The following is a 15,642-nucleotide window of genomic DNA, read 5'->3' as shown; positions in this document are numbered from 1 at the left end:
AACCAGAAGAAGATGACTGAAACCAGCACCCCACCGGACAGCACCGCCCCCGCCTACGATTTCCACACGGCAGAGCCGCAGTGGCAGGAACGCTGGGCGTCATCGGGCATCTTCGATGTTCCCGACGTGCCCCCCGCCGAGCGGCCCAAATATTATGTGCTGGAGATGTTCCCCTACCCGTCGGGACAGCTTCACATGGGGCATGTGCGCAACTACACGCTTGGTGATGTGGTGGCGCGTTACAAGCGCGCGCGCGGCTTCAGCGTACTGCACCCGATGGGCTGGGACGCCTTCGGCCTGCCCGCCGAAAACGCGGCGCGCGAACGCGGCGTGCATCCGGGTAAGTGGACGATGGACAACATCGCCGCCATGCGCGCCACGCTCAAGCGGCTGGGCTTTTCCTTCAACTGGGACCGCGAAATCGCAACCTGCCTGCCGGAATACTATGGCAAGCAGCAGAAGCTGTTCATCGACATGCTGCGTGGCGGGCTGGTTGAACGCCGCGAAAGCTGGGTCAACTGGGACCCGGTGGACAATACCGTTCTGGCCAACGAACAGGTGGTGGACGGGCGCGGCTGGCGTTCGGGCGCGCTGATCGAACAGAAGAAGCTTTCGCAGTGGTTCCTGAAGATCACCCAGTTCGCCCCGCAACTGCTGGATGGCCTGTCCACCCTGTCCCGCTGGCCCGAACGGGTGCGGACCATGCAGGAACGCTGGATCGGCCGATCGGAAGGGGCGAAAGTCCGCTTCGGGCTGCATGAACCCCCGGCAGGTTTCGACACCGACCTTGATTCGGTCGAAGTATTCACCACCCGTCCCGATACGCTGTTCGGCATGTCCTTCCTGGCCATTGCCGCTGACCATCCGCTCGCGGCCAAGGTTGCGGCCAACAATCCGGGCGCACAGGAATTCATTGCCGAATGCCACCGGCTGGGCACATCGGAAGAAGCGATCGAGACGGCGGAAAAGCGTGGTTTTGACACTGGCCTGCGCGTAGCACACCCCTTCCTGCCCGATCAGTCCTTCCCGGTATGGATCGCGAATTTCGTGCTGATGGATTACGGCACGGGCGCCGTGTTCGGCTGCCCCTGCGGCGACCAGCGCGATTTCGATTTCGCCCGCAAATACAACCTTCCCTTCGCCACGGTCATCCTGCCGCCCGGCGAGGAAGCGGCCACCTTCACCACGACGGACAAACCGTATGAAGGACAGGGCACCCTGTTCAATTCCGGCTTTCTGGACGGGCTGGACACGGATGCGGCCAAAAAGGAAGCCATTTCCCGGCTGGAAGGCATGGGGATCGGTCAGGGTGTCGTCAACTGGCGGCTGCGTGACTGGGGCATTTCGCGCCAGCGCTACTGGGGCTGCCCCATCCCGGTCATCCACTGCACCGACTGCGGCGCGCAGCCCGTGCCCGACGACCAGCTTCCCGTCACCCTGCCCGAGGACGTAACCTTCGACCGTCCCGGCAACCCGCTGGAACACCACCCGACATGGAAGCATGTGGCCTGCCCGTCCTGTGGCAGGCCCGCACTGCGTGAAACCGACACCTGCGACACGTTTGTCGACAGTTCATGGTATTTCGCCCGCTTCACCGCCCCGCATGCCGCCACCCCGACCGTACCGGCCGCGGCAGATGGCTGGCTGCCGGTGGACCAGTATATCGGCGGCATCGAACACGCGATCCTGCACCTGCTTTATGCGCGCTTCTTCACCCGCGCCATGCACGAGACCGGGCACCTGCATGTGGATGAACCCTTTGCCGGCCTGTTCACGCAGGGGATGGTCAATCACGAAAGCTATCGTGACGCCGCAGGCAACTGGCTCTATCCCGATGAAGTCGAGCGCCGGGGGGATACCGCCGTCCGCCGCGACACCGGCGCACCGGTCACTATCGGCCGCGTGGAAAAGATGTCCAAGTCCAAGCGCAACACGGTTGCCCCTGTCGCCATCATCGAACGCTTCGGCGCCGATACGGCGCGGTGGTTCGTGCTGTCTGACAGCCCGCCGGAACGCGATATGGAATGGACGGAAGCCGGTGTCGCGGCTGCCGCGCGCTTCCTGCAGCGTCTGTTCCGCGTGGTCCGCACCGTGGCGGAACAGACATCCGCCGACATCGCATGCCCCGATACGCTGTCCCGCGCGGCGGACAGCCTGCGCCGGACCACGCACCGCACCATCGTTGCGGTAACGGACGCGCTGGAAGCCTTCAGCGCCAACGTGGCCGTGGCCCGCCTGCATGAACTGACCTCCGCCCTGGCCGATGCGGAAAAGACAGCGGGCGAGGACGGCATGGCGTTTGCCCGGCGCGAAGCCGCAAGTGTCATCTCCCTTCTGATAGCCCCCATGGTTCCGCATCAGGCGGAAGCCATGATGGCGCTGCTGGAACCGGCGGGTAAGCCGGTGGTGGAACGGACATGGCCGACCGCCATTCCCGAACTGCTCAAGGCCAGTGAACTGACCATCGCGGTGCAGATCATGGGCAAGCTGCGTGGCACGATCGCCGTCCCGCCGGACATGCCCGCGGACGAAGTGATTGCGCTGGCGCAGGCGGAACCGAATGTCGCGCGCCTGCTGGAAGGTGCGCGGATCGTAAAGCGCATCCACGTGCCCGGCCGTATCGTCAACTTCGTGGTTGCGAAATAGACATGGCCCATCCCGTCGTCCGTTACACCGGCCTGATCTGCACGCTGCTTGCGCTGGCAGGCTGCGGCTTTTCCCCGATGTACAAGACGACGGGCACCCATCTGGGCGCGGACGGCAAGCCGACCGTGGGGAACGTGCTGGCGGAACTGAAGCAGGTTTACGTGCCGCTGATCAAGGAACGCTACGGCCAGCAGCTACGCCAGTTCCTGCAGCAGGACATGTCGGGCGACGGGCCTGAAAACCCCACCCGGTACTCGCTGCACATCGGCACCTACCTCATGAACGAAGCCGTCGACATCCATGCCGACAACACCAGTGGCCGGACCCGCACCACAGCCTTCGCCCACTGGCAGCTTTACACCATTGCGGAGGACCCGCAGCTTCTGGCCAGCGGCGATGCCTCGGTGGTGGATGGCGTCAACAACAATTACGAACAGTATTTCGCCCTGACGCTGAATCTGGAAAACGTCCGCACCCGTGTTGCGAAGAACATGGCGGACCAGATTACACAGCAGGTCAGCGTGTGGTTCCGCACACATGCCAAGCCAGCCGTCAACGGGTCGGTAGCGGGCAGGAACCAGCCGCGCTATACCGACCCCAACGCCATCGTCAATCCAAACAACCAGATGCCCGCCCAGGCACCTGGCGCCGATGGCCTGCCCGCGCTGGCGACAGGCCGGACCGACGCACAGCTTAACGAACAGAATAACGAAGATATGGACGTGTCCACCGGGTCCGGCACGACGACGGATACAACGCCTGCCCGCAGCCATGCCGGGTCCGATGATAATGATAATGACACATCGGGCATCAGTATCGGGGGCAACGAAAACCAGTGAAGATCGACGCCCGCGCCACCAGTGCAACCCTGCAGGCGCCGGGCGCGCTGCGGGCCATCATCCTGCATGGGGATGATGCGGGCCTGATCCGCGAACGCGCCACGACCGCCGCCCGGGCGATCTGCCCCGACCTGAACGATCCCTTCCGCGTTGCCGTGCTGGGACGTGACGAGCATGACCGGCTGGAGGAGGAAGTCACCGCCCTTTCGCTGGTTGGTGGCCGTCGCGTGATCTGGGTGCGTGACGCGGGTGATGGGTTGCTTGCCCCGCTTCAGCGCAGTCTGGCGCAGCCATCCGATACGCTGATCATCGTGGAGGCAGCAGGACTGCCCGCGCGCGCCAGGCTCCGCGCCTTTGCAGAAAAGGACAGACTGTGCGGCATCATCGGCTGTTACCCGGAGGAAGGTCGCGCACTTGAGGGCGCGATCCGGCAGATGCTGTCAGCACAGAATGTTGGCATCGACCCCGATGCGCTGGGATGGATGGTTGAACGCGCCGGACCGGACCGCGCGGCGACCCGCAGCGAGGTGGAAAAGCTGGCGCTGTTCGCGGGCGCGGGTGGCAGGCTGGGGCTTGAGGACGTGCGCGCCTGCGTGGGCGATGCCGCCGGGGTCTCGCTGGAAGACGCGGCCTTTGCTGCCATGGCGGGAGATCGCAAGGCGGCGGACGCGGCAGCCGAACGGGCACTGACCACCGATGGCAGCAGCCCCATCGCCCTTGCGCGCGCGTTGCTGTCGCACATCCATCGCCTGCGCCGCGCGCGGATTGCCGTCGATGGCGGCATGAGCCGGGCCGATGCCATGCGCCAGTTGCGCCCGCCGGTATTTTTCAAGCGCACGGACAGTTTCACGCAGGCGCTGGGGCACTGGTCCGCTGCCGCCCTGCTGCGCGCGGCAGAAGAAACGCAGGCGCTGGAACTGGCCTGCAAACAGACCGGCAGCCCCGATATCGTATTGTGCCTGCGCCATGTCGCCCGCCTGTGCGCGCAGGCGCAGCAGGACCGCAGGCGGCGGTAAGTGCGAAATATGCCCACCCTGCCCTGAAACACCTTGCCGGGGTGCGTGCTCTCGGTTAGAAAACGCCTGTGTGTGTCCGCGTAGCTCAGCCGGATAGAGCACAGGATTCCTGGTTTTCAATTGGGCGTCACGACGGGAAACCACGTGACGGATCTGCTCAAATTCGGGGAACGCTCTGGTTTCATACCGTGCCAATCCCGAGCCAAGGCCGGTTCACCCGGCAAGGTGTAGAGACTGGATGGGCAGCACCTGCAGGCCGTTCGCGGCCCATGGTGAAGGGACAGTCCAGACCACGAACGCCATGGCTTCATGGCGGCGGCGAAAGTCGAAGTGGTATGAATCCTGGGGCCGTGGGTTCGAATCCCGCCGCGGACACCACCTTTCGGAACGAGGCTTTATGGCCTGACGTGAGCGCCGGAATATGCGCCGCCACGTTGAATGATGATCCGAAAAACCGATCCGTATTATCCCCGGTTTCTTCCGTATTGACTGGACGATCAGGTCCCGCAAAATCAGCATGGATGCTATCAGCCATGATGATATTTGTGCCCCCGTCGCCCGGGGCGAATGGAACGACCGATCATGATTGCCTATTCCCCGCGCCTGCCCCTTCTGGTTACGGCCCTTATCCTTGTGGTGACCAGCCTGCCGGTTGGCCCTGCTGCCGCCCAGCAGACCGAACAGCGTGGGCCGACCGCCGAACAGAAGGCGGAAATCCAGCGCGCCGTGCATGAAGCACTCCAGCACGATATACAGACCGTGGCGCAATACAGACTGCCTACGGATTTCTTTGCCCGCATGCTTCCCATGGTCCGCCAGATCAGGCGCGCCCATATCACGGCCCCGACCCAGACCCAGAACATGACGCTGGCGACGACCATCCGCCGCACGCAGGCCATGCCGGAACTTCAGCCCATCCTTCAGCAGTACAACATGTCGGCGCAGGATTTTGTCATGGCGCTGACCACCTTTGAAATGACCGCCGCGCGGATGCAGGAAACACCTCGATCCAGAAAGGATGCACCTGCGCTTAACCGGGACAATGTGAAACTGATCCAATCCCATCAGGCCCTGACGCAGGCCCTGCTGCATGATCTTGATGACGAGCAGGAATGGCTGCAGTAAACGCCTGTTACTGACGACAGTTTTTTCGGTGACGGGACTTAAACCACCCGGATCGGGCATTCCGTAGCCGGTTGGTCGCTCCCAAGCCGCGCAACATAGCGGACACGAGGGACTGTGCGACAGGCTGCCCCTGTGTGACACGCCCCCGGAATCCGGGTCGTCAGCGGGACCAAAAATGCCACGGCGCGGCAGGTGAAAGAATGTAGCCCGGCCCGATGGTGCATCCGCAGTTATAGGAAACGCTCTTCCCATGCTACGTAATGCCAGTCCATCCAAGGTATCATACGGACGTATCATGACAATACTCCCACCTGTCTTTTAACAGACGGAAATATACTTACATCATGGGACCATTTTACATGGTCACATTAAATATTATATCCAAAAAAAACAGACAGAAATCATAATAAAGTTTTTTGTGAAGCTTTTTCAAAAAATTTCGAAAGGTGTTGCCTCTTTAAAAAGAGGCAACACCCAAAATATTTCGCCGTTTTTTATGAATATTTCTTTTCAGACAATATTTTAGAAAGCGGCCTGAATACGTCCGGCGACGGAGTTTCCGTCCCGCCCGACCAGATCGTAAAGCTGGCTGTTGCGGCTGACGATGATGTGGTTGAAGTCAAGCATGAAGCGGAAGTGACGGTTGGGATACCAGTTCAGCCCCGCCGACCAGACCGTCTGCTGCCCACCGCGCACGGCGCCTGCCGTGTTCAGGCCACTGTTCAGGTCCGCCACGCTGTACCGCGCGGACAGTTCCAGCGCGCCCCAGTACCCGTGCAGCGGGTCGAACACATGGTCCACACCCGGCGCCGCGAAGGCGCCTTCCTTGATGTTGTAGCTTCGGCCCTTGCCGAACAGGGTATAATTGGCAGCGCCGTAATAACCGGAGAAGTTCACGCTCTGCTGGTTGCCGACATTGCCGCCGGTATTGTCGCCACGGGTGACGCCGATATGGTAGTATTCACCCTTCAGCACCAGCCGCTTCCAGCGGAAGCCCAGTTCGGGACCCGCCGACCAGATGCTGCCCACATTGCCCACAGTCTGGTTCAGGAACTTCGTCGTCGTCAGGTTGACTTCCGGCCCTTCGGCAAAGGCGTAGCTGCGGCCATTACTCTTTTCCGCAACCTTGAAGGCGCTGATGGCCGACAGGCCGACATGCACGTCAATGTCCTTGGACATGTACGGACGACCCGCGACACGGAAGGTCGCCCCCGTCTGGCTGTCCGTCACCCCGGTACCGTTACGCGCGCCATAGCTCTGCCCGGTCAGGTAACCGGCGATCCACCAGCGCTTGTCATAATGCAGGCCACCGATGCTCATGCGCGCATCGCCTGCCGCGATGTTACGCACGATATCGGTGATGGCGGGACGTTCCATCATCTCGAACTCGTTCGAGCTTTCGGAATCTTCTTCCGTCACGCGCGGCTGGAAGTAACCCGCCGTCAGGATCGTGTTGTGGAAACCGGCATAGTTGACGTTGGCTTCATACAGCGTGGTCGACCCGTCCGCCGAGCCGTTGCCGAAATCGGGCGTGATGTTGGCGATCCAGTCCTTGTAACGGAACGAGATGGGAATACGCAGGCGACGGGCGTTTTCGGTCAGGCTGGAGAAATCGCCACGGGTTTCGCCCCGGCGCGGCGACATGCCCATGAAGCCGCCGATATCCTCATGGAAGGCAAGGCCGATGGACATGGCATACATCCCGTCCTCGGACGAGATGGTGGGACGGCCACCGGGGAAGCCGATCATCATGCCCCCCATATGCACGGCCTCTTCCTTCTCGTTCGCCGCCCGGAAGGACGCCCAGGAGGACGAGACGCCACGATCCGACGGCGGGGTGCCCAGGTCGGCCTTCTGCATCACGCTGCCCAGGTTTCCGCCCATGCCGCTGTCGCCGCCGATATGGATGTCCTGCGCATAGCTGTCGGGCAGCGGCTGGCCCTTGCTGGCCGCCACGCGGCGGGCCTGGGCTGCATTGACCGCCGGGGTGTTGTGGGCTTCCGCACGGACAAGGCGCTGGCGCAGCACGCTGATCTGGCCCGACATTTCACGGCGCATTTCCTGCATCTCGTGCTGCAGGGCGAGGATCTGCGCATCCGACGCGGATGCCGCATACGCCTGGTTGATCGAGGAGAGACCCCAGATGGCAGAAGAACCCAGCAGAAGCGATACAGCAGACCGGCGAATCATATTAACCATTCCGTAATGAAGGATGGGTTCATTTAGAATGGGCGCACAATTCTGTGTGTTATGTTTCCAATACAGTTTTATGAAGGATTTATGACACGCCGATTGCATAAAAAAATCCGCCCGGAATACGGGCGGATTTCCTTATTATTTCCGGTTTTGCCGGATTATTATTTGGCGCTGTCCCACTGACGCAGGATGTCAGTCTTAACATTTGCCGGGACCGGCACATAATCCAGACGCAGCGCAGCCGCATCACCATTCTGCAGCGCGTAGCCGAAGAACTTGCGCACCGCCGCGCCATGTTCAGCCTTGGCCGTGGGCACGGGCACCAGCACATAGGTGGGGGACACGATCGGCCACGCACCCGCGCCATTGGTGTCCAGCAGGTCAACGGCGAAGTGGGACGCATCCTTCCAGTCCGCAGCTTCGGCAGCGCGGCTGAAGCTGTCCATGCCGGGGGCCACGTAAGCGCCGCTGTGGTTCTTCAGCTTCACGGTGGTCATGTGCGCGTTGGCGGCGAAGGCATATTCAACGTAGCCGATCGCGCCTTCGGTATTGCGCACGGAAGCGGCCACGCCGTCATTGCCACGCGCGCCGATGCCGCCGGGCCATGCGATGGAAGCGCCCGTGCCCTGACCTTCGCGCCATTCAGGCGACACATGGGCAAGATAGCCGGTGAACACTGCCGTCGTGCCCGAACCGTCGGCGCGATGCACCGTGGCGATGGCCGTATCGGGAAGTTTCACGCCGGGGTTCAGCGCCACGATCTTGGGGTCGTTCCACTGCTCGATCTCGCCACGGTAGATGGCAGCCAGCGTCGGGCCATCAAGCTGGATCTGATTGGCATTGATGCCGGGCAGGTTGATGACCGGCACGATGCCGCCCATGACGGTGGGGAACTGGAACAGATGGGCGTTTTCCAGCTTCTGCGTTTCCATCGGCACGTCGGACGCGCCAAAATCAACTGTCCCGGCAAGGATCTGGTTCTGGCCCGCGCTGGACCCGACTGTCTGGTAATTCAGGTTAACGCCAGCAGCACTGCGACTGTCTGCCCCCCAGGCTCCGTAGATGGGTGCAGCAAAGCTGGAACCGGCACCTGTAATATCCGCAGCATGCGCCATGACCGGCAGGGCGGTTGCCAGCAGGGCACATGTTAGAATTCGAGCAGGAAAGTACATAATACTCATGTTCTCCGACATGAAGAAGACAGACATGTCTGGCTATCCAGCAGACACGCGAATTAATAAATAAGGGGATGTATAAATAAAAATGATATGTCCATGACAGTTTTATGAAGGAAATATGAACCCCTCCGTCATGGCAACAGTTGTCCGGTGCCGCGCATCCCATGGCCATAAAAAAGGGGGCACGCACGGCCTGTCGCCACATCGTACCCCCTTTCCACCTGTGCCCGGAAGGGATCAGGAGCGGCTGTACACGTCTTCCAGTCGCACGATGTCATCTTCCCCCAGATATGGGCCGGACTGGACCTCGATCAGGGTCAGGGGGATGCGACCGGGATTTTCCAGCCGGTGCACGGCGCCCAGCGGCAGGTACACGCTTTCATTTTCCCGCACGAGGATCGTTTCCTCGTTACGGACGACCTGCGCCGTGCCTTCCACCACCACCCAGTGTTCAGCGCGATGGAAATGCTTCTGCAGCGACAGTTTCTGTCCCGGTTCCACCACGATCCGCTTGACCTGGAACCGGCTGCCTTCAATCAGCGATTCATAGAACCCCCATGGCCGATAGCAACGCCGGTGGGCTGTTGCTTCCTTGCGGTGGGTCCGCTTGAGTTCGGCTACGATATTTTTCACATCCTGTGCGTGGTCACGATGCGTAACCAGAACCGCATCTTCATTCACGACCACCAGCAGGTCCTTGACCCCGGCGACGGCGGTAAGGATACCATCGGTCCGGACGTAGCTGTTGGTTGTGTTGTTCATCACCACATCACCGCTGACGACATTGCCGTTCCTGTCCTTGGGATTGAACTCCCACAGCGCATCCCAGCTACCGACATCGAACCAGCCGAAATCGGCGGGGATGACGGTCATGAGATCCGTACGTTCCGCCACCGCGTAATCGATCGATATCTCGGGCGATGCAGCAAATGCCTCCGCATCCAGCCGGTCGAAATCGATATCCGTCCTGCGCCCGGCCATGGCCTGCCCCACGGCAGCGACAATGGCAGGTTCGAATTTCTCCATTTCCTGCAGCAGCGTGCGGGCGGTGAAGACGAACATGCCGGAATTCCACAGGAACCGGCCGGATTCAAACATGGCGGCCGCGCGGGCCGCATCCGGTTTTTCGGTAAACTGCGCAACAGCGAACGCGCCGTCATATCCGGGCAGGCTTTCGCCCTTTTCAATATAGCCGTAACCCGTTTCCGCCTTGGTCGGCATCATCCCGAAGGTCACGATGCGCCCGGCATGCGCCACGCGCACGGCCAGATCAAGGGCGGGGCGGATATTTTCCGGCTTCATCATCGCCGCATCCGCCGCCATGACCCACAGGACCGCGTCGGGATCGGTCTCGGCCGCCAGAAGGGCGGCGGCGACGATGGCGGGGGCGGAATTGCGTCCCATGGGTTCGAGCAGGATACGCGCGCCGGTTACGCCAACTTCACGCAACTGCTCGGCCATGATGAAGCGGTGTTCGTTATTGCAGACCACGATCGGCGCGGCAAAACCGGGGCCATGACTGCGCAGCGCCGTTTCCTGCACCATGGTATGCTGCGAGACCAGCGGCCAGAACTGCTTGGGATAGGAACTGCGCGACACGGGCCAGAGCCGGCTGCCACTTCCGCCCGACAGGATAACCGGAACCACCGGCTCGGGCAGATGCTGTTCCGCTAGTTGCGTAGTGGAGGAGGGCATTATTACTCCTGAAAAAGGATAGACCTGGGAACTATTTGCACAACCCATATTGCGCCGCGGCGATCACTGTACTTTCTGCATGGTCCTGCGCAGAACATCAAGCGAGGCGCGAAGCTGCATCATCTGTTCAAAATCCGCAATCTGCTGGTGACGGTCCGCAAACAGGATGGCATCGACATGAATGACCAGTTTGCGCAGTCGCCAGAACTGTTCAGCGTCCATAATCAGCGTGCGGGACATGTCTTCCAGCGCGCCAACCTGCACATATTTGGTATTGTGAATGGGGTCGTCGTGCAGTTCTTCGAGAAAGATTGGTACAAAACATAATTCAACGTTACACGGCGCGGGCACGAATGGACGTATTTCATGCCCGTCGTAAACCTTGACGCGGCTGATATCGAACTTGCGATATTCCTGCAGCAGCCACGCCTTCTGGGCCGGTGGGGCGATCCGGTCGAAATCCTGACGGGTCACGTCAAGAAAAACGCGGCGGTCCCTTATGATCGTCTGGTCATCATCGGCAAGCTGGCGGGCATAGGCCGCTTCTTCCTGCGAATGTTTTATCAGGATGTTATGACGGGCGAAGTTCACGTCGCTCTGGCTGGTCCAGTTCAGGTAGGCCGCAGCACCACCAACCAGCCCCAGCAGGACCGGCACTGCCGTACATGCCCACCAGTGCCGCCGGATGAACGCCACAATTCCCGTGGGTCGATCTGTCCATACCAGTTCCATAAACCGCTTCCCCCTGCCCGCGCCGCGCGCCAACAGGAATGCATCACGCGGCGAAGCGTTTCCCGCCCCACAGGGGACGCGCCGTTTTTTCAGCTACGACACGTTAGCAGAACATCGCTTATCGTGTCATGCGTGGATCATTTCCTGCCCATCCCGTGCCCTTTTGTGTGGGATAAGGCTGCATGCCCAAGCCTGCTTTCCTGCTATCCGCCCTGCTGATTCTGGCCTGCGCGCCATGCGTCCTGCCATGTGCCGCGATGGCGGCGGACGACACACGCCCCACACTTGAACGGGTGGTTCTGATCGCGCGCCATGGCATCCGCAGTCCGACCCGGTCGATTACGGACCTTGATGCCCGGACCCATCGGATCTGGCCCGCATGGCCGGTCCCTCCAGGTGAGATAAGCGCACATGGCAGGGACGACCTGACACTGATGGCCGCGGCACTGGGCCAGCATTACCGGCACGAAGGGCTGCTGCCCCGGCAGGGATGCACGCCCCTGATGATAAACGTATGGGCTGACAGCGCGGCGCACCGCACGATGGAAAGCGGCGCCATCATGGGCCATGCGATGGCACCCGACTGTCCCGTATCAGGTGCCAGCCTGCCCGCAGGCACACATGACCCGCTATTCAACAGCCTGCCAGATCCGGTTTCTCCCTCCCTTCAGGCCGCAATCATGACGGACCTCCGCATGGCTATTGCACATGACCGTACCACGCGCCCCGCCGATGTGGACCGGGCGTCAGGCGTGCTTCAGGCCGTGATAAACCCCGACGGATGCGAAGCGGGCGGCCCCTGCTTCACCACCCCGGACGGTGCAACGTGGCAGAAGGACGCTCCCCGCCTGACAGGGGGGCTGCAGGACGCAGCCGAGATGGCGGAGGACATGCTGCTGGAATACGCGCAGGGCCTGCCTGTGTCCGCCATTGTATGGGGGCACGATACGCCACGCCGGATCATTGATGCCGTCATGCCTGCCCATAACCATGCCAGCCGCCTGTTACGCCGGATGCCGGTTTTCGCGTTTGCGCGCGGGCACGGGCTTGCACGCATGATAACCAGTCTGGTCTCCGCTCACGCTGCGACCCTGCCCGATGGCAGTCCGGTTGCCGCCGCTACGCGGATGATCGTATTCGCCGGGCATGACACCACACTGGACATGCTGGCGGCCATTTTCGGGCTGGACTGGTCTTTCCCCGACCTGCCGGACCCGACCGGCCCGGATACCACGCTGGGATTCGAAACATGGCGCATGCCCGACGGGACGCGGCGCGTGCGGGCCGTCATTTTTCATCAGGGGCTGGAAGCATTGCGTAAGGGACAGGCCATTACCGCCCAGCCCGATATCCTGCCCATGACTGCGTGCCATGCCGGACAGGACGGACGCTGTTCACTGGATGATTTCAGCCGGATTTTCAATGCCCGACTGGATGCCGCCCGTATCCGGTAAAACGCGCTGTTACGGCGTTCCTGCCGCGGCAATGACCGAAGAGGCGGGGCTGGCGGATGGCACGAGTCGGCAGAAGCGGAAACCCGCATCCTGCTGGCCCTGTTCCGCCAGTGCATGGGCAAGACGGGGCTGGGTAACGGTGGTGGCGATCCGTTCATCCCTTTCCATCAGGATGAAGCGCCGTGTCCCGCCATCAGCGGCGTTCAGTTCCATGACCGCCTGCCCGGTCGTGCCTGACCCGCCAAAGGCGTCAAGCACCAGCGCATGCGGATTGGGACATAAAGCACCAAGCAGATAACGCACCAGCGGTACGGGCTTGGGGTAATCAAAACGCACGCCCTGCCGCGCCAGATCGGCCGCCGCCTGCTGCACGGTTCCCATCCCTTCCAGCACGGTCAGGATATGGCTTGATGCCTCATTGCGGTCCTTTTCCATGAAAACCGCACCGCTGGGGGTCAGGTAGAAACGGGTTTTCAGGCCCCTCCGGTCCGTAATGTCACGAAAGCCACCGGCAATGAACGCCATGCACTGCCTGCGTGAACTCCATCCACTGCGCAGGACGACAGGTGCGACCAGACGGCTGTTGCGCACCACCATGGGGACATCAAAACGCGGCCAGAACCCTGCATGCCGGGGTGGAGAGATATCGCCATCTTCAAAAGCGGCAGGAAAGCCCGCAGGCAGCACAAGTTCGGATACCGGATTACGGGGGCCGTTCTTGATAATGGTATTGCGTATGACCGGCCGCCGCAGCTTGCTGCGCGCGCCCACCTGCGGGGCCAGCACCCGCCCCGGCACGAAGCGCCGTGCGTCACGCGCGAACACCACTACATATTCGTGGTTGGTTTTGATGCGGCTGTGATTGTCGATATTGCCCGCATTGATCCAGACAAAAGTGGCGAGGAAGTTTTCCGGGCCGAATACGTCCTCCATCAGCAGGCGCAGACGCGGATATTCGCGGTCATCGATGCAGCAGGCGATCACGCCATTTTCCGCCAGCAGGCCCTTGAGCGCGATCAGGCGCGGATAGATCAGGCACAGCCACCTGTCCTGACGCGACAGGGTGCGCGCAGCCGGACCAAGTGCTGCATCCAGCCAGCGCAGGGCCGGGGGCGCACTGGCGCTGTCATCATACAGCCAGTCCCGCCGCCCGGTATTATAGGGCGGGTCGATCAGAACCATATCCACCCGCCCGGCATGATCGGGCATCAACGTATGCGCAATCGCCAGATTATCGCCCTGAATGATCCGGTCGCGTCCCTTCCCGCATGACAGGACGGGATCGTGCATCAGGGTGCCGGGGACCATCCGCTCCACATAGGCCGCGACCGCGTGCTTGCCCTCCCATTCCAGCGTGGCCACGTGCCCTCCATCCCTGCTGCATTGTGCCGGCTACTATCGCGCACCCTGTGACGGAAGGGGAGGCTTCTACGCAAACCCATAATAGCATATCTATTACGGGTGATAATTTATTGGCGAAAAACGCGTAAAACCGGGCGTGACACAGCACCATACCAAAGCCTGATAATGGACGATTTCCGCTTTGCGGCCTTGCGCCTATGATGGTGGTCATGACACCGCCCGACAGCCCAGACACCGCCCGCCGGATTATCGTGACGGGATGTGACCGCGCCTATTTTGAACTGGTTACGGAACTGATCGCATCCGTGCGCGACCATACCGATACCCCGATGGGCGTGATCGATTGCGGCATAGACCGTGAACAGCTTGCATGGCTGCGGGCGCGGGGCATACGGGTCATCACGCCCCACCTCCCGGATTACGCCCCGGCGCGGGCCGTAAAACGCAGGCCCAGCCTTGCGATCAATATCTGCAAATTATGGCTGGACCGGATGCTGCCCGATTTCGATCTGATCCTGTGGATCGATGCCGATGCATGGGTGCAGGACGGACAGGCCATCGAACGGATGTTTGCTGCCGCACAGGGCGGCACACTGGCGATCGTGCCCGAAATCGGGGCCAAGATCGCCAATCTTCTGGGTGTACGCTGGATCTGCCCCGGCTGGATGCAGATCCGCTCCTTCCTGTATAAAAATGCCAGCCGTGCGCGACTGCCCTTTGGCATACGCAAGCGTATCGGGGCCAAGCCGCTGCTCAATGCCGGTGTATTCTGCCTGCGCCGGGACGCCACGATCTGGCCGGTGTTACGCCGCTGGCAGGCCCTGATCCTGCCCCGGCGCGGCATGGCCTTTACGCAGGACCAGCTCTGTATTGCGCTAGCAGTGTATATTGACGGGCAGCCCGTCACGTTTCTGGACAACAGCCATAACTATATCGGCCCGTGGCTGCTGGACAGCACGACGGGCCAGTTGGCCAACCTGTTCTTTCCGCACGCACCGGTGGGCATAGTGCATATGGCATCCCAGACCGCCATGCGCACCGCACTGGAAAACACCATGCCCATCCCGACCGTGACGGGTGGGGAAGTATCCCTCAACCTGCGCTATAGCGGCCTGCGCAGGCTGTCAGCCAGCCGGGGCGCTGCCTGAAGTCTTTGCCCTGTCCGCTCCATGCGCGGCCTGCACCCGTTCGGCAGCGGCGCGAAGCTGGTCGGCAAGGTTAAGCGCCAGTTCCGGCGGCAGGACGGTTACAACCCGCCTGTCCCCCTTGGGCATATGTTCGGGCGCCGTGGCCATGAACAGGTCCAGCACCACAACGGTATCCTGCGCCGCTTCCGCGCCACAACTGACCGTAGGGTAGACAACCAGCCGTCCGGCGGCATCGCGTTCATCAGTCATAA

Annotated in this window: 12 protein-coding genes; 6 read left to right on the top strand and 6 right to left on the bottom strand. The window is 61.6% G+C overall.

Annotated elements, in window-relative coordinates; all coding sequences use genetic code 11:
• Nucleotides 1-12 precede the first annotated feature (12 nt).
• The 4 genes from leuS (at nucleotide 13) to KSAC_RS11690 (ending at nucleotide 5,626) form a co-directional block, all read left to right on the top strand.
• A complete protein-coding gene (gene leuS, locus KSAC_RS11710) occupies nucleotides 13-2,646 on the top strand; it encodes a leucine--tRNA ligase (RefSeq protein WP_132305519.1) in 2,634 nt (877 codons plus the stop codon).
• Nucleotides 2,647-2,648: 2 nt separating this feature from the next.
• Nucleotides 2,649-3,485, top strand: a complete 837-nt coding sequence (locus KSAC_RS11705) for an LPS assembly lipoprotein LptE (RefSeq protein WP_132305517.1) — start codon at nucleotides 2,649-2,651, stop codon at nucleotides 3,483-3,485.
• On the top strand, nucleotides 3,482-4,501 hold the full coding sequence (holA, locus tag KSAC_RS11700) for a DNA polymerase III subunit delta (RefSeq protein WP_132305515.1): 1,020 nt from the start codon (nucleotides 3,482-3,484) through the stop codon (nucleotides 4,499-4,501). Before KSAC_RS11705 ends, holA begins: the two co-directional genes overlap by 4 nt.
• Nucleotides 4,502-5,083: 582 nt before the next feature.
• On the top strand, nucleotides 5,084-5,626 hold the full coding sequence (locus KSAC_RS11690) for a hypothetical protein (RefSeq protein ID WP_132305511.1): 543 nt from the start codon (nucleotides 5,084-5,086) through the stop codon (nucleotides 5,624-5,626).
• Between the two features lie 522 nt (nucleotides 5,627-6,148).
• Here the strand turns inward: KSAC_RS11690 and KSAC_RS11685 are convergent.
• From KSAC_RS11685 to KSAC_RS11670, 4 genes are all read right to left on the bottom strand, one after another.
• The gene (locus KSAC_RS11685; RefSeq protein WP_132305509.1) at nucleotides 6,149-7,816 is read right to left on the bottom strand and encodes an OprO/OprP family phosphate-selective porin; all 1,668 of its coding nucleotides are present in this window, start codon (nucleotides 7,814-7,816) and stop codon (nucleotides 6,149-6,151) included.
• Nucleotides 7,817-7,983: 167 nt separating this feature from the next.
• On the bottom strand, nucleotides 7,984-8,994 hold the full coding sequence (gene pstS, locus KSAC_RS11680) for a phosphate ABC transporter substrate-binding protein PstS (protein ID WP_165927348.1): 1,011 nt from the start codon (nucleotides 8,992-8,994) through the stop codon (nucleotides 7,984-7,986).
• Between the two features lie 243 nt (nucleotides 8,995-9,237).
• Nucleotides 9,238-10,695: a mannose-1-phosphate guanylyltransferase/mannose-6-phosphate isomerase gene (locus KSAC_RS11675; protein ID WP_132305507.1), complete on the bottom strand. Its 1,458-nt coding sequence runs from the start codon at nucleotides 10,693-10,695 to the stop codon at nucleotides 9,238-9,240.
• A gap of 63 nt (nucleotides 10,696-10,758) precedes the next feature.
• Nucleotides 10,759-11,427: a hypothetical protein gene (locus tag KSAC_RS11670; RefSeq protein WP_132305505.1), complete on the bottom strand. Its 669-nt coding sequence runs from the start codon at nucleotides 11,425-11,427 to the stop codon at nucleotides 10,759-10,761.
• Between the two features lie 182 nt (nucleotides 11,428-11,609).
• Here KSAC_RS11670 and KSAC_RS11665 point away from each other — a divergent pair, with 182 nt between their 5' ends.
• The gene (locus KSAC_RS11665; RefSeq protein ID WP_132305503.1) at nucleotides 11,610-12,881 is read left to right on the top strand and encodes a histidine-type phosphatase; all 1,272 of its coding nucleotides are present in this window, start codon (nucleotides 11,610-11,612) and stop codon (nucleotides 12,879-12,881) included.
• Between the two features lie 9 nt (nucleotides 12,882-12,890).
• Here KSAC_RS11665 and KSAC_RS11660 read toward each other — a convergent pair whose 3' ends face one another.
• Nucleotides 12,891-14,243 carry a site-specific DNA-methyltransferase gene (locus KSAC_RS11660; RefSeq protein ID WP_132305501.1) on the bottom strand — a complete coding sequence of 451 codons (1,353 nt, stop codon included), beginning with the start codon at nucleotides 14,241-14,243 and terminating at the stop codon, nucleotides 12,891-12,893.
• Nucleotides 14,244-14,440: 197 nt separating this feature from the next.
• Here KSAC_RS11660 and KSAC_RS11655 point away from each other — a divergent pair, with 197 nt between their 5' ends.
• The gene (locus KSAC_RS11655; RefSeq protein ID WP_132305499.1) at nucleotides 14,441-15,391 is read left to right on the top strand and encodes a glycosyltransferase family protein; all 951 of its coding nucleotides are present in this window, start codon (nucleotides 14,441-14,443) and stop codon (nucleotides 15,389-15,391) included.
• On the opposite strand, the gene KSAC_RS11650 is transcribed toward KSAC_RS11655, so the two are convergent.
• On the bottom strand, nucleotides 15,368-15,640 hold the full coding sequence (locus KSAC_RS11650; protein WP_118962527.1) for a hypothetical protein: 273 nt from the start codon (nucleotides 15,638-15,640) through the stop codon (nucleotides 15,368-15,370). The genes KSAC_RS11655 and KSAC_RS11650 overlap by 24 nt on opposite strands.
• Nucleotides 15,641-15,642: the final 2 nt, after the last annotated feature.

Source organism: Komagataeibacter saccharivorans (assembly GCF_004348195.1).
Taxonomy (GTDB): Bacteria; Pseudomonadota; Alphaproteobacteria; order Acetobacterales; family Acetobacteraceae; genus Komagataeibacter; species Komagataeibacter saccharivorans.
The sequence above is the reverse complement of the archived record's forward strand: the minus strand, read 5'-3'. Positions and strand labels throughout refer to the sequence as shown.

Coding starts and splice junctions, on each gene's coding strand:
- leuS (WP_132305519.1), top strand. CDS start 13: ATGACTGAAACCAGCACCCCACCGGACAGCACCGCCCCCGCCTACGAT.
- KSAC_RS11705 (WP_132305517.1), top strand. CDS start 2,649: ATGGCCCATCCCGTCGTCCGTTACACCGGCCTGATCTGCACGCTGCTT.
- KSAC_RS11690 (WP_132305511.1), top strand. CDS start 5,084: ATGATTGCCTATTCCCCGCGCCTGCCCCTTCTGGTTACGGCCCTTATC.
- KSAC_RS11685 (WP_132305509.1), bottom strand. CDS start 7,816: ATGATTCGCCGGTCTGCTGTATCGCTTCTGCTGGGTTCTTCTGCCATC.
- pstS (WP_165927348.1), bottom strand. CDS start 8,994: ATGTACTTTCCTGCTCGAATTCTAACATGTGCCCTGCTGGCAACCGCC.
- KSAC_RS11675 (WP_132305507.1), bottom strand. CDS start 10,695: ATGCCCTCCTCCACTACGCAACTAGCGGAACAGCATCTGCCCGAGCCG.
- KSAC_RS11670 (WP_132305505.1), bottom strand. CDS start 11,427: ATGGAACTGGTATGGACAGATCGACCCACGGGAATTGTGGCGTTCATC.
- KSAC_RS11665 (WP_132305503.1), top strand. CDS start 11,610: ATGCCCAAGCCTGCTTTCCTGCTATCCGCCCTGCTGATTCTGGCCTGC.
- KSAC_RS11655 (WP_132305499.1), top strand. CDS start 14,441: ATGATGGTGGTCATGACACCGCCCGACAGCCCAGACACCGCCCGCCGG.
- KSAC_RS11650 (WP_118962527.1), bottom strand. CDS start 15,640: ATGACTGATGAACGCGATGCCGCCGGACGGCTGGTTGTCTACCCTACG.